General features: G+C 50.1%; 16 protein-coding genes and 1 tRNA gene. 10 read left to right on the top strand and 7 right to left on the bottom strand.

What is annotated here, in order from left to right; translation table 11 throughout:
• Positions 1-51 precede the first annotated feature (51 nt).
• Positions 52-1,353 (bottom strand): dihydrolipoamide acetyltransferase family protein, encoded by a 1,302-nt coding sequence (locus tag SYNPCCP_RS10650; RefSeq protein WP_010873236.1) that lies wholly within the window; start codon positions 1,351-1,353, stop codon positions 52-54.
• Positions 1,354-1,563: 210 nt separating this feature from the next.
• Here SYNPCCP_RS10650 and SYNPCCP_RS10655 point away from each other — a divergent pair, with 210 nt between their 5' ends.
• The 7 genes from SYNPCCP_RS10655 (at position 1,564) to SYNPCCP_RS17875 (ending at position 10,971) form a co-directional block, all read left to right on the top strand.
• A complete protein-coding gene (locus SYNPCCP_RS10655) occupies positions 1,564-2,202 on the top strand; it encodes a DUF3318 domain-containing protein (RefSeq protein WP_010873237.1) in 639 nt (212 codons plus the stop codon).
• A 304-nt stretch (positions 2,203-2,506) separates the two neighbouring features.
• Entirely contained in the window at positions 2,507-4,849 is a 2,343-nt protein-coding gene (locus tag SYNPCCP_RS10660; RefSeq protein ID WP_010873238.1) for a cation-translocating P-type ATPase, read from the top strand.
• Positions 4,850-5,091: 242 nt separating this feature from the next.
• Positions 5,092-5,565 carry an FHA domain-containing protein gene (locus SYNPCCP_RS10665; RefSeq protein WP_010873239.1) on the top strand — a complete coding sequence of 158 codons (474 nt, stop codon included), beginning with the start codon at positions 5,092-5,094 and terminating at the stop codon, positions 5,563-5,565.
• Between the two features lie 32 nt (positions 5,566-5,597).
• Entirely contained in the window at positions 5,598-6,359 is a 762-nt protein-coding gene (locus SYNPCCP_RS10670; RefSeq protein ID WP_010873240.1) for a YebC/PmpR family DNA-binding transcriptional regulator, read from the top strand.
• A 109-nt stretch (positions 6,360-6,468) separates the two neighbouring features.
• Positions 6,469-7,638: a glutamate--cysteine ligase gene (gshA, locus tag SYNPCCP_RS10675; protein WP_010873241.1), complete on the top strand. Its 1,170-nt coding sequence runs from the start codon at positions 6,469-6,471 to the stop codon at positions 7,636-7,638.
• Positions 7,639-7,796: 158 nt separating this feature from the next.
• Positions 7,797-8,258 (top strand): tRNA (uridine(34)/cytosine(34)/5-carboxymethylaminomethyluridine(34)-2'-O)-methyltransferase TrmL, encoded by a 462-nt coding sequence (trmL, locus tag SYNPCCP_RS10680; RefSeq protein ID WP_010873242.1) that lies wholly within the window; start codon positions 7,797-7,799, stop codon positions 8,256-8,258.
• A gap of 565 nt (positions 8,259-8,823) precedes the next feature.
• Positions 8,824-10,971 carry a peptidoglycan DD-metalloendopeptidase family protein gene (locus tag SYNPCCP_RS17875; RefSeq protein ID WP_010873243.1) on the top strand — a complete coding sequence of 716 codons (2,148 nt, stop codon included), beginning with the start codon at positions 8,824-8,826 and terminating at the stop codon, positions 10,969-10,971.
• Between the two features lie 228 nt (positions 10,972-11,199).
• Here the strand turns inward: SYNPCCP_RS17875 and hpf are convergent, their stop codons facing one another.
• Positions 11,200-11,775 (bottom strand): ribosome hibernation-promoting factor, HPF/YfiA family, encoded by a 576-nt coding sequence (gene hpf / locus SYNPCCP_RS10690; RefSeq protein WP_010873244.1) that lies wholly within the window; start codon positions 11,773-11,775, stop codon positions 11,200-11,202.
• A gap of 446 nt (positions 11,776-12,221) precedes the next feature.
• On the opposite strand from hpf, the gene lipB reads away from it, so the two are divergent.
• Positions 12,222-12,905: a lipoyl(octanoyl) transferase LipB gene (lipB, locus tag SYNPCCP_RS10695; RefSeq protein WP_010873245.1), complete on the top strand. Its 684-nt coding sequence runs from the start codon at positions 12,222-12,224 to the stop codon at positions 12,903-12,905.
• On the opposite strand, the gene SYNPCCP_RS10700 is transcribed toward lipB, so the two are convergent.
• The 4 genes from SYNPCCP_RS10700 to SYNPCCP_RS10715 all read right to left on the bottom strand — a co-directional run bounded on the left by SYNPCCP_RS10700 (position 12,886) and on the right by SYNPCCP_RS10715 (position 15,739).
• Positions 12,886-13,176 carry a hypothetical protein gene (locus SYNPCCP_RS10700; protein WP_010873246.1) on the bottom strand — a complete coding sequence of 97 codons (291 nt, stop codon included), beginning with the start codon at positions 13,174-13,176 and terminating at the stop codon, positions 12,886-12,888. The two genes, lipB and SYNPCCP_RS10700, sit on opposite strands and share 20 nt — an antisense overlap.
• Before the next feature lie 200 nt (positions 13,177-13,376).
• Positions 13,377-13,448 (bottom strand) — tRNA-Lys (locus SYNPCCP_RS10705).
• Positions 13,449-13,607: 159 nt separating this feature from the next.
• Positions 13,608-15,041 (bottom strand): glycogen synthase GlgA, encoded by a 1,434-nt coding sequence (gene glgA / locus SYNPCCP_RS10710; protein ID WP_010873247.1) that lies wholly within the window; start codon positions 15,039-15,041, stop codon positions 13,608-13,610.
• Positions 15,042-15,244: 203 nt separating this feature from the next.
• Entirely contained in the window at positions 15,245-15,739 is a 495-nt protein-coding gene (locus tag SYNPCCP_RS10715; RefSeq protein ID WP_010873248.1) for a DUF1830 domain-containing protein, read from the bottom strand.
• Between the two features lie 145 nt (positions 15,740-15,884).
• Between SYNPCCP_RS10715 and SYNPCCP_RS10720 the strand changes: the two genes are divergently transcribed.
• Positions 15,885-17,480, top strand: a complete 1,596-nt coding sequence (locus SYNPCCP_RS10720) for a photosystem II high light acclimation radical SAM protein (protein ID WP_010873249.1) — start codon at positions 15,885-15,887, stop codon at positions 17,478-17,480.
• Positions 17,481-17,520: 40 nt separating this feature from the next.
• On the opposite strand, the gene SYNPCCP_RS10725 is transcribed toward SYNPCCP_RS10720, so the two are convergent.
• Entirely contained in the window at positions 17,521-18,558 is a 1,038-nt protein-coding gene (locus SYNPCCP_RS10725) for an RNA polymerase sigma factor, RpoD/SigA family (RefSeq protein ID WP_010873250.1), read from the bottom strand.
• A 460-nt stretch (positions 18,559-19,018) separates the two neighbouring features.
• On the opposite strand from SYNPCCP_RS10725, the gene era reads away from it, so the two are divergent.
• A complete protein-coding gene (era, locus tag SYNPCCP_RS10730; RefSeq protein ID WP_010873251.1) occupies positions 19,019-19,966 on the top strand; it encodes a GTPase Era in 948 nt (315 codons plus the stop codon).
• Positions 19,967-19,968: the final 2 nt, after the last annotated feature.

Consider the following 19,968-nt stretch of genomic DNA (forward strand, 5'->3'; position numbering starts at 1 on the left):
CCGAACGAGTTGGGGGACTTTTCCAAACAAACTGACTTAGTTTGCAAAGAATTACATAGTCAAAGACTGGGCATTCTCTTCAATAATGACAGCCAAATCCTTCAGGAAAGCGGCGGCATGGGCCCCATAAATTACCCGATGGTCACAGGTTACATTAACCGCCATTTGTCGTTTGGTACCAATCAAACCTTCCTCATTGGCCACTACTTGGGGACGGGAAGCACCCACCGCTAAAATTCCCCCTTGACCCGGCGGTAGAATGGCATCAAATCGGTCTACCCCAAACATACCCAGGTTAGAAATAGTGAAAGTGCCAGTGCTGTATTCTTCAGGCTGTAACTGCTTAGCCCGGGCCCGTTCCACCAATTCTTTCCATCGGCGGGAGAGGGAGTAGATATCTACTTGGTCTGCATTTTGCAACACCGGAGTAATTAAACCGCCATCGGGCATGGCTACGGCCAGAGCAATGTTGACATCCTTGTGGTAGATGATGCCTTGGTCAGTGTAGCTGGCGTTGACAATGGGATGTTTTTTCAAGGCCAGAGCCACAGCTTTAGCCAACAGGGCCGTCATAGTCACCCCTTTGCCTTTGATTTGTTTATAAAGTTGATCCAGTCCATCGGTGGTGATGGTGTAGCCCACTCGGAATGTAGGAGCGGCCATGGCGGCCACCATATTTTGCACCAAAGCTTTTTGGAAAGTGGTCAGGGGTACTGTCTGGCCGACGGGAACACTGGGGGTAGAGGTTACCCTTGGAGTAGGGGCAGGGGATGTTTTAGGAGCTGGGGCACTGGGGGCAGCGATGGAAGCAGTGACGGGTTTACCAGCGGCACTTTCAATATCTGCGGCCACAATTCTGCCGTGGGGGCCAGTGCCAGCAATGGTAGCTAAATCAACTTTTAACTCTTTGGCTAGTTTTTTCGCCCGGGGGGAAGCAATAATTCGCCCACTGCCTTTGCCATTGCCGTTACTGCTAGGGGCCGGAGTTGTCTCTATGGCAGTTGCACTGGCGATCGCCACTGGTTCAGGTTGTTGGGGGGCTGGGGTTGCAGTCGGAGCCGCACTAGAACCACCACCAGAGCCAGCTTTAGCTTGGGCTTCGGCAATTTCCGCTTCCGTTTCCACCACTAGGCCAAGGGTTGCCCCCACGGGAGCTTCTTCCCCTGCTGGAACTAGAATGGCGGCTAGGTAACCTTCGTTAAAGGACTCCACGTCCATATCTGCTTTGTCCGATTCCACCACCAAGACAGTTTCACCTTTTTCCACTTTGTCGCCGGGGGACTTAGTCCAAGAAACAATTTTCCCCTCGGTCATGGTGGAACTCAGGGCGGGCATGAAAATGTCGTAAATCATGGTGGTTTTATCTCTTAAATCTCTTGTAGATCCCTTGGAATACAGCGGATTAGGACTGCGGAAGACCGTTCAAATTCTATCAGATTTCTGCCGGGGGGTTAGTTAAGGAGCACTTTTCGACCATCTAGGCGATCGCCCAAAGGAAAATGTCAAAATGGGTTAGGATTATCCAGATCCATTGTTGATCAGTCAAGAAAATAGCAAACTGCCATGACCTCCTATTCCTCTGCAACGGCCCGCGCTGAAATGAGTGAACTGCGGCGCTTGAAAAGTTTACTGCCGCCGGAACTCCAAAGTTGGGTAATGGTGGAAGGCAGTACCGAAGTTAATCCCCCTCTGATCCGTTCGGAAGAATTGGGGCGGGATGAGATTGAAATTCAGGTGGATTTGGCCAAATGGGAAAACCTGGCCATTGACCAGCGGAATTTACTCTTTTGGCACGAAGTGGCCCGCATTCAGAGTGATACCATTCCCCGGGAAGGTTGGGAAATGGCTGCCTTGGCGATCGGTTTGGGGGGTGCAGTGGGGGAACTGTGGGTGCAAGATGGATTGCTCTTACTTTTAGCCCTGGGATTATGTGGCATTTCTGGCTACCGGCTCTGGCAAAAAAATAACGGTGAAAAACGGATCAAAGAGGCGATCGAGGCGGATGAAAAGGCCATTACCCTGGCTACCCGTTTCGGCTATACCTTGCCTAATGCCTACAAAAGTCTTGGCAGTGCTTTCAAAACATTAATCGAACAAACCCCCAACCGTCGTCAACGCAAACAGTATGAAACCCGTCTCCAAGCCCTGCGCCAAAGTGCAGCCAAAATGAAAGCTAAAACCCAAAAGGCCAAGGCTCTCTAAACATAGTTGATTGTCTAGTTAGTCAAAGTCCCTTGTCTCGGCATGGGCTGAGTTTGCCGCCACTGTGCATTTTTCCACAACCATCGTCACTACGGCGAATTGCAGGCTGGTAGAACTGGTTTGGTAAATGACCTGTGACTATCCATCAATTGAAGGCATTGGCAAGATGGAAACCTTCCAGAAGGAACGGGAATGCTGGTTCGATCGCTAATTCTGGACAGGATAACAAAACCAGTTGGTAATGTGGAAAAAGCTGTCTCCATGTCATTTGGACTGATGCCCTGTTTACTTTATTAACCCCACCATGGTTCAACTTTCCCCGACCCCTGCATCAACCCTGACTTACAAAGACGCAAATGGGCAAAATCGTACTGCTAGCTTGACCCTCGACGTGGGGGGCATGAAATGTGCCGGTTGTGTGGCGGCGGTGGAAAGACAATTGGATCAACTAACGGGAGTGACGGACAGTTGCGTCAATTTGGTCACAGCGGTGGCGGTGGTGCGTTATGAACCGGAAAAGATTCAACCCCAGGCGATCGCCGAACATTTGAGTCAGCGGGGATTTCCCAGTCAGATTCGTCATGGCCATGGCGCTATCCCTGCGACGATAGGGGAAAAAGAGACAAGGGAAAACGTTAACTGGGGTTTGACCATTGCCCTGGTGTTACTGCTCCTATCGGGGTTGGGGCATCTAAGCCATTTTGGTGGCCCCATGATTCCCTTTTTCCATCACCCCATATTTCATTGGAGCTTGGCAACCCTGGCGATCGCCATACCGGGGCGGGAAATTTTTCTTGATGGTTGGCGAGGTTTGAGATTTGGCCATGCCAACATGAACACTCTGGTGGCTTTGGGGACTGGCAGTGCGTACCTCACCAGTTGCATTGCCTGGGCTTGGCCTGGACTTGGCTGGGAATGCTTTTTTGATGAGCCGGTGATGTTGTTGGGGATGTTACTACTGGGCAGAACCCTGGAGAGTAAAGCAAGGCAAAAAGCCAAATCTGCGTTGACAGAATTATTGGCTTTGCAACCATCCCTAGCTCGGTTAGTGGGGCGGGGAGAGGACCAAGGAGAAACTGGCATTGAAATTCCTGTGGAACAGGTGCGGGTGGGGGAATGGGTACAGGTGCTCCCCGGGGAAAAAATCCCGGTGGATGGCATTCTGGTGGCGGGAAAAACCCTGGTGGACGAGTCCTTGTTAACCGGTGAATCCCTACCAGTGGCGAAAAATGTTGATGATGCCGTCATTGCGGGAGCTTGGAATCAGTCCGGAGCCATTATTATTGCCGCTACCCACATTGGAGCAGAAACCACTTTGGCTCGCATTATCCAACTGGTGGAAACGGCCCAAACCCAAAAAGCTCCCATGCAACGATTGGCTGATCAAGTGGCGGGCTGGTTTGCCTATGGGGTGTTGGCGATCGCCTTGGTAACGTTAGGCTTCTGGGCCATGGTGGGGCAATCCTTATTTCCCGAAATGGTGGCGGATACCGGACTTTCTCCCCTTTTGCTAGCTCTCAAATTGAGTGTTTCCGTCTTGGTGGTGGCTTGTCCCTGTGCTTTAGGTTTAGCCACCCCCACAGCGATTTTGGTGGGCACCAGTTTGGGAGCAGAACAGGGCATTCTGATCAAAGGGGGTAACATTCTCGAAATTCTTCAACGCACCACGGTGATGGCCTTCGACAAAACGGGCACCCTCACCCAGGGTAATTTGCAGTTAACCGATGCGGTGCCAGTGGCTGATATTACTGGGATTGAATTATTAACCCTAGCGGCTTCTGTGGAACAGGGAACTCGCCATCCCCTCGCCCAAGGCTTAATCTCCAGTGCCCAGGGTCTGGAACTATTGCCGGTGGAAAATATCGAAACGGAAGCGGGGCAAGGGGTTCAGGGTTGGTACCAAGGCGATCGCCTGTTGGTGGGAAATCAACAATGGCTCATGGAACAGGGGGTAATGGGGGAACCTCAATGGCAAACAGCGGTGGATCAACTGCTTGACCAGGGGAAAACCGTTATTTTTGTCGCTCGCAATCAGCAATTACAGGGATTTTTAGCCTTGCGGGATACTCTCCGACCGGAAGCCAAGGCCACCATTGCCCAACTGAAACAATGGGGTATTGCTCCCTTGCTGTTAACCGGCGACCATCCCGCCATTGCCCAGGCGATCGCCATGGAAGTAGGTATCGAGGAATTTCAAGCCCAGATGACCCCCCAGGCCAAGGTGGCCAAAATCAAGGCAATGCAAGGGTTTAACCCTGTATCAGTGATAGCGATGGTAGGGGACGGCATTAATGATGCTCCAGCCCTGGCCCAGGCCGATGTAGGCATTTCCCTCTCCGGGGCGACAGCGGTGGCCATGGAAACAGCCGATGTGGTGTTAATGCGCTCCCATCTTTCCGATGTGCTCAAAGCTTTGACCCTAAGTCGTAGCACAGTGGCTAAAATCAAGCAAAATCTCCTCTGGGCTTTGGGCTACAATCTCCTTGCCATTCCCCTGGCCGCTGGGGCATTCTTGCCTAGTTTTGCCATTGTGCTGACTCCGGCGATCGCCGCGGCTATGATGGCCAGTAGTTCCATTGTGGTGGTGTTGAATGCCCTAGCTTTGCGGTATCAATTTTCCCGTTCCCTTGGTCAAGATCCCGGTTAAGGTTCGGCGGGCAAAGAAGTGAACTACCTAAGCTATTTAAATCTCTGGCGAAGCTGGAGGCTTTTTTAGGCGGAATTAGGTTGATTTACCGTCAATTTAGCCCCTGATTTAAGGATTGCTTGGTTAGTTTGGTTAAGATTGATGAGGGTAAATTTTTGATCGTTTGCCCATTGGATCGATTGGGAACTAAACTTCGTCCAGTCTATTTGTCCGTTACCATCCGCTTTTTTTCTCCCCCGGCCATGTCTGATCCCTCGGCAAAACCCCTGCAAGAGCACATTTTGATCATCTTAGATGACGCTGGCCGTCGAGAAGTTTTACTCACTGAAACCTTCTACACCATCGGGCGATCGCCGAGGGCTGATATCCGCATCAAATCCCAATTTGTTTCCCGTATCCATGCGGTGCTGGTGCGTAAATCCTCCGACGATGTACAAGCCGCTTACCGAATTATTGACGGCGATGAAGATGGACAGAGTAGTGTCAATGGACTGATGATTAATGGCAAAAAAGTGCAAGAGCATATCATCCAAACCGGAGACGAAATTGTCATGGGTCCCCAGGTGTCTGTGCGCTACGAGTACCGTCGCCGGGACCAATTTGGTACTATGCCGGGCAACGAACAATTTGATATCACCCTCATTGACCCTGGCATGATTGACGATGAGGAGGAAATTCCTACCTCTGTTTCTTCCTCTCCCCCAGAAATGGAATAATTATTGGTGTGTTTGTTAGACGGTAATGACCAATGGGCGGCCGTAAATGGCAGAGTATTAAACGACAAAAAGCACGGGTGGATGCCCAGAAAGGTAAAACCACCACCCAACTTTCCCGGGCCATTATTGTGGCCGCTCGCCAGGGCATTCCCGATCCGGCGGGCAACTTCCAACTGCGGACAGCCATCGAAAAAGCCAGGGCCGCAGGGGTTCCCAATGACAGCATCGACCGGGCGATCGCCAAGGGGGCAGGCACCTATGAGGATGGGGAAAGTAATTACGAGGAAATGCGCTACGAAGGCTATGGCCCAGGGGGAGTAGCAGTGTTAATTGAAGCCCTCACCGATAACCGCAACCGCACGGCGGCAGATCTACGGGCGGCATTTAGCAAAAAAGGTGGAAATTTGGGGGAAACCGGTTGTGTCAGTTGGATGTTTAGCCAAAAAGGGGTAATTCGCTTAGTAGGGGAACTGGAGGAAGAAAAGTTACTGGAAGCCTTGCTGGAAGGGGAAGGGGAAAGCTACGAATGGCTGGACGAGGAAGATGGGGGTGGGGTGGAAGTTTTCAGTGCAGTGAATCAACTGGAAAACCTCAACCAAGTGTTACAGAACCACGGCTTCACCATTGCAGAGACGGAACTGCGTTGGTTACCGGAAAATACCATTGAAATTGCCGAGCCAGACCAAGCCAAGGCCCTTATGCAAATGATCGACACATTGGAATCCTTGGACGATGTGCAATCGGTCACCAGCAACTTTGAGTTAACGGAAGAGTTGTTAGCCCTGGCGGGGTAGGCGGTGAGATACTGGGGAAGCGGAATGTTGATCCATTTTTCAGCATCCTCCCCTATCCACTGTTTCCTGGTGGTCTTTCCCCCAACTAATTTTTAAAGAGGCGAGTGCAGTGCAATTGACTAAAGGGTTAGAAGTCGAAATCTATACCGGCAAGAAAACCGGTGAGATTGTGGGGCTTTCCGATCGCATTGTGCGGGATTTGAGTGGCTTTGTGCGGGAGCCGGACAGCCGCAATGTGGAATACACTACACCTCCGCTAAATAGTTACGATCGCCTGTTGTGTGGAATTCTTCAGCCCCGTCGTCAATTACGCCATTACCTCAGTCAACTAGGGGAAGACTACACATTAATACCGGGCAGTTGCTTGGCCCTGGGGGGGACGGATACCTTTTACCGTTCTGACCCCCAAAATCCTTACCATACCTACATCGAACAAACCTACAGTACCCAGGTGGTCACCGCCAGCATTCACATCAATATAGGTATTCCTGATGTGGAGGAGTTGATCCGGGCCTGTCGTTTAGTGAGGATGGAAGCCCCGTTATATCTTGCCCTCAGTGCATCTTCCCCTTTTCTGAATGGCCAGGTAACAGGCTACCATTCCAGCCGTTGGCAGATGTTCCCCAAAACCCCCCAGGAGGTGCCCCTGTTTACAAGCCATGGCCATTTTGTGCAATGGACAGAGGAGCAATTGACCTTGGGCACTATGCAAAATGTCCGCCATCTTTGGTCAGCGGTGCGTCCCAACGGCGATAATCGACCCCATAACCTGAACCGTTTGGAATTACGGATCTGCGATTTGGTCACTAACCCCCTCTCCCTCCTGGCGATCGTGGCCCTACTGGAAGCCCGGTTACAACAAATGCTGGCCGATCCCACCCTGGACCCCCTCCAACAAAGTCAACTTACCCCCTCGGAATTGCTAGCCCTAGCGGATCAAAATGAAATCTCCGCCGCCGTTAGTAGCCTGGACAGCACCCTGCACCATTGGCGGGATGGTCGGGCGATCGCCGCCAGAGAATGGATTGAGGAGTTATACCAGTCAGTACAGCTGGAAGCTAAATACCAGGGCTTTGCTTGCTTTTTGCCACCATTGCGAAAAATTTTGCGGGAAGGCAACCAGGCCCAACAATGGCTTACCCAATATGAACAGGGGAAAACGCCCCAAACCATTGTCCAGGAAGCGATTCTGCAAACGGAGATGGAGGAAGCCATCCTGGCCCAGGACCTCTGCTTACCCCTGAGCAAAGCCCGGGATGAAATACTAAGTTTGGTGTGATGGCTTCGGTAGCCGATAAAAAATCATAAACTTTTGCCGAGGGGACAGTTTAATAACTGTTGGTTATCGATAGTTTGTGATCTCCGTCACCGGCATGACAAAATATTTTTGCCCATTTTTGCGGTAAATATCAATTAAATTGTTCAAAAATAGTCTTTATGGTCAAATTAGTCCTAGTTAATCCCCAAATCCCCCCTAATACTGGTAATATCGCCCGAACTTGTGCCGCCACTGGGACAGAATTGCATCTGGTCGGCCCCCTAGGTTTTGAATTGGGTGATCGTTATCTCAAACGGGCAGGATTAGACTATTGGCCCTATGTTGACCTCCATTACCACAACAGTTGTGAAGAATTTATTACCCATTGGCGTGGTCAAGGGGGTAACCTGCTCGGTTTTAGTGTCACTGGCACGGTTAATTTCTGGGACTACACCTACCAATCCACGGATTGGCTGATGATGGGCAGTGAAACAGATGGTTTACCCCAGATGATGCGGGATTTATCTACCCAGTTACTTTGCATTCCCATGCCCCACTCCGAGGTAAGGAGCTTGAATTTGGCCTCCAGCGCCGCCATTGCTCTGTTTGAGGCCGGACGACAGTTACGCAGTCTTGGCTAGGAAACCCCGTCACTACCATCGAGTTGGGCAAGAAGGACAAAATCGAACTAGTGAACTGATAAGAAATTGTGATGGCCGGAGCGAATTAGCCAAGGGGTCGATTCAATTAAAATTTCTGATTAAAAATAAACTTAGGACTGATGATTCTCGGCGATCGCCAGGGGATTTTTTTTCAGAAAAGAGGACAAAGCAGCCAGGGAAAAAGCTTGGCAGGGCAAGGAAATTTGCCAGAAACAAAAACCGGAGGGCTACGTCTAGGGGGTCAGTTAACCACTGATCTAGATTCGTTACTATTTTTCACAACTCTGTAAAAGCGGGAATTTCCACCAGCTTGTCGAATCATTGAAAGCAGGTTAATCTTTCTTAGCAGTCTTCATTCTTCATTAGGTATATTGGCTCAGTCAGATTCAGTCGTGGAATTTAATCTCCCATTAAACCTGAAATGACTGGGGCGGTCTAACAATCTAGTTCTAGGTTTTAGGCTCATTCACACACAAGGAGGTTCTTCTTGAAAGACGTACTCAATCAACCGGCGACATTTTTTCCCTCGTGTCCATCTCCGCCTATGGAGATTAATTCCTATGATGGAAGCACTAAACAGGAGGGTACTGTGCCCCTGGGCGAAGGATACCGTCGGGTTCGCCGCTCTGCTGCAATGGTGGGTTTAGCCGTTTCCATGGGAGCAACGAGTATGTTGTTTTCCCAAACCGCCACCGCCGCCGCCAGTTCTGGCAACTCCCCCTTGGTTGCGGTGAGTAATTTATCCCTAGACCAATCCCATGGCTCCTCCACTGAGCCGATGCTGGCTTCCCCTTCCCTGAAGCACCAAGTCAAAGAAGGAGAGTCCCTTTGGCAAATTAGCCAAGCTTTTCAAGTGGACGCCAAGGCCATTGCCCTGGCCAACAGCATCAGCACTGATACGGAACTACAAGCGGGACAAGTACTGAATATTCCCAGACCTAGTTCTTCTGCAAAAGCAGTTCAAGACCAAGTCCCCGCCGCCACCATCCCGCCCCTGGCTCCCCTGGAGCAGACTGATTCCATGGTTGTCTCTTCATCCTTAGCTCCCGGTCAGTCTTCCAGCACCGCTAATACCACTGCTGTTAAGCCCAAAGCCCAAACTTTAGTTGCCGATGTGAGTCGCCCCATGCAGGGCACCGTCATTGAACCGTTGGAAGAGAAGTTAACTTCCCAAAGAATTAAAAGTACTGCTGAAGATGCGGGCATCAAGCTCGATACAAAAGCTTCCCTGCCCAGCCCCGTAGAGGTGGCTGCCGCCGCCCATGGCGATCGCCCCATTCCCATTGCCGTAGTGGGCCCGGAAGAGTTCACTGCCATTGAAGTTCAGCCCAGCTCCAGCCCAGCCAATCCCCAGTCTTTGCCCGTACCGGCTCTCCCTGCTGTGGCCCCAGCGCCCACGAGAGCCCAACGACAAGATGAGTCTTTGGCTTCCGGAGAGGATATTTCCTTAGATAATCTCCGTCAGAATGGCATGGCCCAGCCGGTCCAACCAGTGGAAACTGCATTAAATCTTGACCAGCCCGTGGCGATCGCCGTTATCCCTCCCGAAACTGAACCGGAGATTATTACCAGATCCCCATTACCCAGTGCTCCGGTAGTCCTGGAAACCGGCCCGGCCGTTGCGGCCTTGCCCTCTCCCTCCAATGTTGCTCCCGCTAGTGCCGAACAAATATCCTACCAAGTGAAGCCAGGGGACACCCTCAGTCAGATTGCCCGCAGCCATGACATTCAGCCGGAGAAAATCCAACAAGCCAATGGTTTGAGTAATCCTGACGAGATTAAGGCAGAGCAGATTTTAGTGATTCCTCCTCCCAACACTGTGGCGGCAGTGCCGGAACCCACCCCCCCCAGCTTGCCCAGCTTTGTTTCTACCCAGCCAACGGCCTCAACAATCGTAGCCAGGGCCCAGGCAGAACCCGAGGCCCAGTACCAGACTCAACTAAGGGCAGAGGTAACCCAACTCAATCAAACTCAACCGATCAGGACTCCTATGGTACCTCGAAGTGCCCTGACCGTTGCCCGCCAAGTTAATAACGAACCAGTTCCTGATTGGCAAGCCCGTTCCCCCCAAGCCCTACCGGCCAAGTTCAACCAGCCCCGGCAGGATCTAGCCCAGTTGCAACGGCAATATTCTCCCCAGGCACAAAGAAGTCAGTTTTCCACCTCCGTCGGCCAGTCCCAAATCGTCGGGGCGGCCCCCAGTCCTGTCCAGGGCTACAACGACACCATTCAAATCCCTGTCATCCAAGAAGTTAGCCCTGAGCTGCCGGGCTTGAGTACCCCCGACTTTCCCCGTAGCCCGGGTCAGTTTAACGGTTACATCTGGCCTGCTAAGGGGGTCTTCACTTCTGGTTTTGGTCCCCGTTGGGGTCGCATGCACCGAGGCATTGACATTGCTGCTCCCATTGGTACTCCCATTATGGCAGCGGCTTCCGGGGAGGTGGTGTTTTCTGGTTGGAACTCCGGCGGTTTTGGTAATTTGGTCAAAATTCGCCATGGTGATGGCAGTGTTACCTACTATGCCCATAACAATCGCTTGTTGGTGCGCCGGGGAGAATACGTTGAACAAGGTCAACAAATTGCTGAAATGGGAAGTACTGGCCGCAGTACTGGGCCTCACCTCCACTTTGAAATTCGGGTAGGCGGGACTAATGCCGTTAATCCAGTGGCCCTGTTGCCCCGTAGTCGCTAAATTCTATTGCGTCGCCATACTACTGCATCGTAATCGTACCTCTTAAGTGTGTTTATTCCCCTGGGTTAGCTTTGCTGTTACTTACAGCATGAAAGCCTGGGGGCTTTTGTTTGAGGGGGCGACGGAATAAAGTTTTTGGCAACAAAAAAGATGGATCCTTAGGACCCATCCTTGCTTTATTTTGAGGTTATGACACTAGGTTAGATTAGACTTCACTTCAGTAATTAACTAGCTGGCTTGGTGGGGTTGAATAACGCCATAGCCGCCATGGTTACGAATGTAGATGACGTTGATTTCATCTGTGTCCTTGTTACGGAACATATAAAAGTCATGGTCCACCAACTGTAGCTGTTCCAGAGCGTCTTCAATGGCCATGGGGGGCATAGCAAAATATTTCATCCGCAATACCTCCGAAGGTAGCTCGGGAGCCCGATCGCCGATGAGATTTTCTTCCACTGGCTTGTCTTCAACAATTTCGCTTGTTTTGACATTGCCATGTTGCTTATCTTGGATGCGTTCTTTATATTTCCGCAACTGACGGGCAATTTTGTCGGCAACTAGGTCGATGCTGGCGTAAAGATTTTCACTGCCTTCCTGGGCCCTGATCACTGTGCCATTGGCATAAACCGTTACTTCCGCCTTATGTTTGTTAGTAATGCGGGCGTTGCGGGCCACGGAAAGATGAACATCAACTTTGGTGGTCAGATTTTGAAAGTGTTTAACTGCTCTTTCGACTTTTTCTTCCACGTAATCATGAATCGCTTCAGTAACTGTGATATTATTGCCCTGAATTAACAGTTTCATACTGAATTCTCCCTTCGTAAAATTAATAAAAAATGAGCAATGGTTGGTTTTCCGCAGATCTAAACTTAAGTTATAAAAACTAAGTTAGATTGGGCAATTTTTCCGAGAAACAGTGAGGTGGAATCATTACTTAAAATGCCTTTCTGCTAAAGATATCAAAAGCATGGATCATTGAAAAAACACCATAAATTTGAGCTTGGTGATGAATTATAAACCCAACCTTGTTATTCTCTAGTTTACTTTTAATCATCCCTAGGGTAGAGGTAAAGTTTTCCAGAAAATTGTGGTGGTAAATAATTAACTCCTAAGACTATCTTCAGATTAGCACTATGTATTGAATAAGACCTAATCGGTCAGGTGATTTTGACTTTCCTTTGCATCTCTTTACGTTTCTTAATTTCTGCCAACTTTGAACTTTAGTTTGATTCCGTTTCCTTTGTAGCGCCATGGCCAATCCTTCCTGTCGTTTATTATCGTTCGGACTTGTGCCCTACTGCCAAGCTTGGCAATATCAGCGGCGATGGGTCAGAGCCAAACAGCGCGATCGCCAACGGGAGGACGGACTAATGTTGTTGGAGCATCCCCCGGTCTACACCCTGGGCACTGGCTCCCAAACCAAATATCTGAAGTTCGACCCGGCATATCCCCCAGCGGAATTGTGGCGCACGGAACGGGGTGGGGAAGTCACTTACCATTGTCCGGGGCAATTGGTAGGCTATCCGATCCTGGATTTAAACCATTTCCAGAAGGATCTGCACTGGTATTTACGACAACTGGAAGAGGTGCTGATCATCACCCTGGAGAAATTGGACCTGCAGGGGGAACGCATTGCTGGTTTAACGGGGGTTTGGTTGGAAGGTCATAAGGTAGCGGCGATCGCCATTAAGGTTAGTGGCTGGGTTACGTGCCATGGTTTTGCTTTGAATATTTGCCCCGACCTAGAGGGATTTAGTCACATTGTGCCCTGTGGCATTGGCGATCGGCCTGTAGGAAGCCTAAACCAGTTCTTGCCTGGTCTCACTGTGGAGATAGTTCAACCTCTAGTTATTCAAGCCTTTGCCGAAGTATTTCCGGTTACCTGGATCGCCACTGGAGAAATGCCCTGCTGGCTTAGCGACGATGTTGCTTAGTTAACATGGGCAGAGGTTGTCGCTGGGTACTACCACTGGGGGGCAAATAACGGCGGGGAGATTGTTTCACGGCGATCGCCTTAGTTTTTTCTGACTGCCACCAGCGTATGCCCACCCCTAACATGGCTACCATTAAGCCCAGGGAAAATAAACTCCATTTACCATCTACTCCACCCATGACCATATCCACCGCCGCCACAATTAGAATGAAGCTGGAAATCGGCTCACGGCGATAAAAAACTTTGACAAAACGGGGCCAGTAAAAATTCATTCCTAAATGGTTCCAAAACCCTCTGGGGGAAGCTCAACTACAATATAGCCTTTATTTGTAATTTCTCTCGGCTGTGAACGGGATGGTTAAGCTGGCAGTAACCAAGGAGGAAGGGCTTGGCAAAAGCAAAATTCTAAGGGCGAGCGATCAAGACCACCATTAGGGAGCTTTTGGTAACATGTTTGGAGTTTTGGAAAAAATGGGTCGCCTGGGATTCGAACCCAAGACCAATCGGTTAAAAGCCGAGTGCTCTACCGCTGAGCTAGCGACCCGTTGTGCTTCATTGGCACGATTTATAACGTTAACATAGCTTTTGCTTCACCACAAGCATTGATCAGAAAAAATTTTCAAATTTGCCTAGGCAAGGAGAATTGGGGTCGGCAGTGGAGCGGGATTAGGGTTCAGGATTTTACTTCACTGCCGGGAGATTGTTAGCGATAGGAAGCAGTTAACTCAGCGATTTTTTCCTCTTCCATGGGGCTTAATTCCTCCGGTTTCCCCACCACGCCCTTATAAACTTTGATATATTCCCCGGCGGAACGGTACCAACTAAAGTCTGCCCGCATGGCCCGTTGCTGTAATTTTTGCCAATCTGCCTTGAAACGGAAACCCTCCCAGGCCCGCACCATGGCCGTAAAGCAATCCAGGGGTTCATAACGGTCAAAGCAATAGCCGGTGCCGGCTTCATTGATAGGATCGTAGAAGGATACCGTATCCACCAAACCCCCTGTCCGCCGCACAATGGGGATACAGCCATAACGCATGGCCATCAATTGACTCAGCCCACAGGGCTCAAAGCGAGAAGGCATTAAAAACACATCCGCCCCGGCATAGACTCGACGGGAAAGGGCATCGTTGTGGAGTAATTGCACCGCCATCCGCCCAGGAAATCGGGAAGCCATCTGCCAAAGTTGGGTTTCGTAATGGCGATCGCCAGTGCCGAGGATAATTAACTGGGAATCGGTGTAGGACATGAAGCGGTCAAGGATCTGAATCACCAAATCAATCCCCTTTTGTTCCACCAAGCGAGCCACTATACCCACCACCATGGCATTACGATTAATTTCTAACCCCGTTTCCTCCTGGATGGCAATTTTATTTTTCACCCGCTTGTCCAAACTGTCCGCATCGAAAACATTGCTGATAAAGCGGTCTTCCGCCGGGTTGTAAATCTCCGTATCAATACCGTTGAGAATACCGACTAAATTACCACTCAGGTAGGACAATAACCCTTCCAGCTTTTCCCCATAGGCCGGGGTTTGGATCTGTTGGGCATAGGTGGGAGAAACGGTAGTCACCCGATTGGCAAATTGAATCGCCGCCGCCATCACATTGTCTCCCTGCATGTACCAAGGACACCAAGTCATAGTTTCAAGCAAGCCCCGCCAGGGCCCTTGGTAAGCAAGATTATGGATGGTGAAAACGGTGGCGATGTCTGGGGACTGATGCATCCAAACAGGGATCATGCCAGTGTGCCAATCATGGCAATGGATAATTTCCGGCTTCCAATGGTTCCAGGCAAATTCAGCTGCCCCGTTAGAAAAAAAAGTGAACCGCCACGCCTCGTCATCTCCGCCATAGATCCTTCGGGAGTCGAAAGCTGGATGGCCGAACAAGTAGAGAGGAATTTTGGTGTCCGGTAGATAGGACTGGTAAACAGCAAACTGCTGGAACATGGCTTCCCCTTTCCAGACCGGCTCCTTGGGCACATCAATCTTGTCGCCGATGAAACCGTAGTAGGGCATGAAGACACGGACATCATGGCCCAACTGATGCAGAACTTTAGGCAGGGAACCCACCACATCCCCCATGCCACCTACCTTTGCTAGGGGGGATACTTCCGCCGCCACAAATAAAATCTTCATACCGTCGTTATTCCACTAATTGAGTTCAGGGCCTGGTTGCCATACTTTCCGCTCAATTATATGACGGTGGTGGTTACCCATCGGAGAGAGTAATTAACAGTTTCTGCTTTCCATCCCTATACCTTTTTCTTAGTGCTTTGTCCGTGGACTATCCATTGCCGGCCGGTGGCATGGCCTAAGTATTCCAATTCATTAATTCATTGCTAAGCCACTAAGGATTGGGAAGTCATATCCTCGGACTCGTGTTCTTTTTCTGGAGAGATGAAACCGCCCGCTGCTAATCCGTCGGGATCAATACTCAGTTGTTCGCAGGGAATGGTGTCCGAAATAATCGAGCTGGCCATCATGCCAGTATGAATTTCTAACTGAGCGCTGGGCACTGCCTCAAATACTAACCGTTGACCAGGGAACACAACTCTTTCAAAATACCAATTAGGGACATTGGTAATGCGGGCCACTTGGATTTGATTGGTGGCATTGACGTAGCAACAGAATAAGGCTGATGGCTGGTTGTTGGGGATGGGATCAAGAATTTGGGACATGGCAGGCATGGGATTTTTATTAAAAAAAGGTCTTTTAACTATTCTGGACAAAGCTAACACCCGCTGATCCCGATCCGCTGTAAAGATAATTACAATCAAATTTTTTGACTCTGGCTTTGTCCCTGGACTCAAGAAAATTTTTCCGAGGCATTGCACTTTGGCGTTGGTGATTACTTGGGGCTAGAACGGTCAGAATGCTGAGGGTGGCGGCTCCGAGCAATCGTTAAGATATATTACAATTGTGAGTAAGTGGGGGTAGTCCCTCCCGTTGCTGATCTCACCCTACCAGTGCCCCAACGCCATGATCGATCGCCTTTTGTACGTTCGTCTTCCCTGTAACCCGATTTTCCCCATTGGGGTGATTTATCTGGCGGACCATGTCCATAAATGTTTTCCGGCGACCGCCCAGCGGATTTTCGATTTAGGCACCATTCCTCCCCTGGATTTCAACCGGGCCCTTGATGAATGTATTGATGAATTTCAGCCGACAATTTTGGTTTTTTCCTGGCGGGACATTCAAATCTATGCTCCGGTGGGGGGTAGGGGTGGTAATCCCCTGCAGAACGCGTTTGAGTTTTACTACGGAAAAAATCCCTTGGTGAAGCTGAGGGGAGCCTTAGGTGGTTTGAAAGTTACCAGTGCCTATTACGGCGAATTATGGCGTAATTTAAGACTAATAAACCGGGGATTGCGGAGGGCAAAGCGTTATTGCAGTGATCCCCAAATCATTGTCGGGGGCGGAGCAGTTAGTGTTTTTTACGAACAGTTAAAAACCAAGTTGCCAGCGGGCACCATTGTGTCTGTGGGAGAAGGGGAAACCCTGTTAGAAAAATATCTACGGGGGCAAACCATTGAAGACGAACGGTGTTACATAGTCGGCCGCAGTCAGCCCCGGCCCCGGTTAATCCATGAACAGCCCTCCCCCATGGTAAAAACTGCCTGTGATTATGACTACATCGAGCAAATTTGGCCGGCCTTTGACTATTACCTCCAGGAGGATGATTTTTACCTAGGGGTACAAACTAAGCGGGGTTGTCCCCACAATTGCTGTTACTGCGTTTACACCGTGGTGGAAGGGAAACAGGTCAGAATTAATCCCGCCGCCGAAGTGGTCAAGGAAATGCGGCAACTTTATGACCGGGGCATTCGCAATTTTTGGTTCACCGATGCTCAATTTATTCCGGCTAGGGTTTTTATAGATGATGTGGTGGAATTGCTGGAGGCGATCGCCGCGTCGGGCATGGAGGATATCCATTGGGCTGCCTATATCCGAGCTGACAATTTAACCCCTCGGTTGTGTGAACTGATGGTACAAACGGGGATGAACTACTTTGAAATTGGTATCACCAGTGGTTCCCAGGAATTGGTACGCAAAATGCGCATGGGTTACAATCTCCGCACCGTGTTACAGAATTGTCGGGATCTAAAGGGGGCAGGCTTTAATGATTTGGTTTCCGTCAATTATTCCTTCAATGTTATTGATGAAACCCTAGACACCATCCGCCAAACCATTGCCTACCATCGGGAGTTAGAAGCTATTTTTGGGGCAGACAAAGTAGAACCAGCCATTTTCTTCATTGGGCTACAGCCCCACACCCATCTGGAAACCTATGCCCTGGACAAGGAAATTCTCAAACCAGGCTATGACCCCATGAGCATGATGCCCTGGACCGCCAAAAAATTACTCTGGAATCCAGAACCCCTCGGCTCGTTTTTCGGCGAAGTTTGCCTCCAGGCTTGGCAACAAAATCCCAATGATTTCGGTCGAGAAGTGATGAATATTCTCGAGCAACGGCTGGGCAAAGCTGATCTCGAAACAGCCCTCCACTCCCCCCTGCCCGACAAAAAAAAATTTCCCCCTACCATGGCAGAGGGAAAAAAACTCAGTCCTATTTAGCTTGGCCAGATGCTGGCCGAGTGGCACCGTAGTTGGGCAACTAACTGGCGATAATATACTCTGCCATATTAGCCCGCCGACGCTTCAGTTGCGCAAGGGCTTGGTTTTCTAATTGGCGGACCCTTTCCCGGCTGATGTTGAGATGCTGGCCGATTTTAGCCAAAGATAGCTCTTGGCCATCGTTAAGACCAAAACGCATGGTCAGCACAGCCTGTTGCTGGGGTGTTAATTCCGCCAGTAAATTTTGCAGGTCTTGACGCATGGACTCCTGGGTGATGTAAGCATCGGGGGAAACCCCTTCGTCCTCCAAGAGTTCGGACAATTCTGTGTCCTGATTATCCCCCACCCGCACATCGAGGGAGATGGGTTGGCGCGACAGACTGAGGTACTCGCGAATTTGACTAGGGTCAATTTCCAGAGCCTTGGCTACTTCGGCGGGGGTGGCACTGCGGCCCAATTGTTGGGAAAGTTCCCGTTGGGTTTTTTTGATTTTGTTTAACTTTTCAGTGATATGAATGGGCAAACGGATAGTCCGGCCCTGTTGGGCGATCGCCCGGGTGATGGCTTGGCGAATCCACCAGTAGGCATAGGTGGAGAATTTATAACCCTTGGTGGGGTCGAATTTTTCCACCCCCCGTTCTAAACCCAGGCTACCTTCTTGGATCAAATCCAAAAACTCCATATTGCGCTTCTGATATTTCTTGGCGATCGCCACCACCAACCGGAGGTTAGCTTCAATCATTTTCCGTTTGGCCCGTTCCCCTTGGCCCAGATAGCGGTGTAATTTCGTCACCGACAAATCCGCCGCTTCCGCCCATTCCGGGTCGGAGGGCTCTCGGCCCAATCTGTCAGCCAGGGCTTTCTTGTGCTCCAGCAGGGCCATCATTTGTTGGACTTGTTTACCGAGGATAATTTCTTGCTCATGGGTTAACAGGGGTACCCGACCAATTTCATGGAGATAGGACCTCACCATATCGGCGGTGAAAGTGGGGGGGGAGGTAGGGGAGGAGAGATTGGCGGTGGGCATTCGGAATGACTCCTTAATGAAGAGCAACAGAATAACTGTCACTGTTACCATCTTTCCCAAAAATGTCTTAGACTAAGTCATTGATGGTGGAGAATAGGGTAGTGCAGTCGTCAATTTTTTTTACACCGTGTCCTAACGAGTGGGCCTTTAGACGCCGCAAATGGTGACAAGGTTCGGGAATAAATAATAATTTTTGTGGTTCTAGGCTGGGGCGTTACCGCCGAAACCAATACCACGCTCCTACAGCCGCATAGCTAAAAAGATACCCAAAAAATCAATATCACCATGATGACGAATCATTAAGGGATTCCACAAGGGCCAAGATGAAGGATTACCGAATGGCACAGTGGGGTTAACCCAACATATTTTTTTGTCAAGCTGGCAAGCCGTTTTCCAGGCGGATAGTTTACCTCCTTGACTTTTTCCTCTGGTTGATTAACTCAGTGGAGTTTTTAACGTTTTTCCGCTTGACCCTCCATAAACTAAGGAATTTTTAGGCTTGATTTTTTCAATGGATATTCCCAACACCACCGCAACCATTGCAACTATTCCCCAGGCTCCTGCGGGTTTTCGTTCCGGCTTTGTGGCCATTGTCGGCCGTCCCAATGTGGGTAAATCAACTTTGATGAACCAATTGGTCGGACAAAAAATTGCCATCACTTCCCCCGTAGCCCAAACCACTCGCAACCGCTTACAGGGCATTATCACCACCCCCAGCAGTCAGATAATTTTGCTCGATACCCCTGGTATTCACAAACCCCACCATGAGTTGGGAAGGGTGCTGGTAAAAAATGCGATCCAAGCTATCCATAGCGTTGATCTAGTCGTTTTTCTTGTGGACAGCAGTGCAACTTTGGGACGGGGAGACCGGTTTGTGGTGGATTTGCTGCAAAAAACTGACGGGCCGGTGGTGGTAGGACTCAATAAACAGGACCAACAGCCCCCAGACCAGCGGGAAGAACTTAACGCTAGCTATGAAACCCTGACAGAAAACCATGGTTGGCCCTGCTTTAAATTTTCTGCTTTGACGGGGGAAGGTTTAAGCAATTTTCAGAGTGCCTTGGAGGCAAGACTGGATCCTGGCCCCTATTACTATCCGCCGGATTTGGTCACCGACCAGCCGGAACGGTTCATTATGGCCGAGTTAATTCGGGAGCAGATTTTGTTGCTCACCCGCCAGGAGGTGCCTCACTCCGTGGCGATCGCCATTGAGAAGGTGGAAGAAACGCCCGAACGCACCAATGTTTTTGCCGCCATCACAGTGGAAAGAGGTTCCCAAAAGGGCATTATCATTGGCCAAAAAGGTAGTATGCTTCAGGCGATCGGCACTGCGGCCCGGCAACAAATTCAAAAATTAATTTCCGGGGATGTTTATTTAAAACTATTTGTGAAAGTTGAACCAAAATGGCGGCAGTCTCGCCAGCAGTTGTTAGAATTTGGATACCGTGTGGAAGAGTAGCA

This window comes from Synechocystis sp. PCC 6803 substr. PCC-P, from assembly GCF_000284455.1.
Classification (GTDB): Bacteria; Cyanobacteriota; Cyanobacteriia; order Cyanobacteriales; family Microcystaceae; genus Synechocystis.

Excerpts from the sequence above, each read along its gene's own strand:
- SYNPCCP_RS10650 (WP_010873236.1), bottom strand. The coding sequence starts at position 1,353 with ATGATTTACGACATTTTCATGCCCGCCCTGAGTTCCACCATGACCGAG.
- SYNPCCP_RS10655 (WP_010873237.1), top strand. The coding sequence starts at position 1,564 with ATGACCTCCTATTCCTCTGCAACGGCCCGCGCTGAAATGAGTGAACTG.
- SYNPCCP_RS10660 (WP_010873238.1), top strand. The coding sequence starts at position 2,507 with ATGGTTCAACTTTCCCCGACCCCTGCATCAACCCTGACTTACAAAGAC.
- SYNPCCP_RS10665 (WP_010873239.1), top strand. The coding sequence starts at position 5,092 with ATGTCTGATCCCTCGGCAAAACCCCTGCAAGAGCACATTTTGATCATC.
- SYNPCCP_RS10670 (WP_010873240.1), top strand. The coding sequence starts at position 5,598 with ATGGGCGGCCGTAAATGGCAGAGTATTAAACGACAAAAAGCACGGGTG.
- trmL (WP_010873242.1), top strand. The coding sequence starts at position 7,797 with ATGGTCAAATTAGTCCTAGTTAATCCCCAAATCCCCCCTAATACTGGT.
- SYNPCCP_RS17875 (WP_010873243.1), top strand. The coding sequence starts at position 8,824 with ATGGAGATTAATTCCTATGATGGAAGCACTAAACAGGAGGGTACTGTG.
- hpf (WP_010873244.1), bottom strand. The coding sequence starts at position 11,775 with ATGAAACTGTTAATTCAGGGCAATAATATCACAGTTACTGAAGCGATT.
- lipB (WP_010873245.1), top strand. The coding sequence starts at position 12,222 with ATGGCCAATCCTTCCTGTCGTTTATTATCGTTCGGACTTGTGCCCTAC.
- SYNPCCP_RS10700 (WP_010873246.1), bottom strand. The coding sequence starts at position 13,176 with ATGAATTTTTACTGGCCCCGTTTTGTCAAAGTTTTTTATCGCCGTGAG.
- glgA (WP_010873247.1), bottom strand. The coding sequence starts at position 15,041 with ATGAAGATTTTATTTGTGGCGGCGGAAGTATCCCCCCTAGCAAAGGTA.
- SYNPCCP_RS10720 (WP_010873249.1), top strand. The coding sequence starts at position 15,885 with ATGATCGATCGCCTTTTGTACGTTCGTCTTCCCTGTAACCCGATTTTC.
- SYNPCCP_RS10725 (WP_010873250.1), bottom strand. The coding sequence starts at position 18,558 with ATGGTAACAGTGACAGTTATTCTGTTGCTCTTCATTAAGGAGTCATTC.
- era (WP_010873251.1), top strand. The coding sequence starts at position 19,019 with ATGGATATTCCCAACACCACCGCAACCATTGCAACTATTCCCCAGGCT.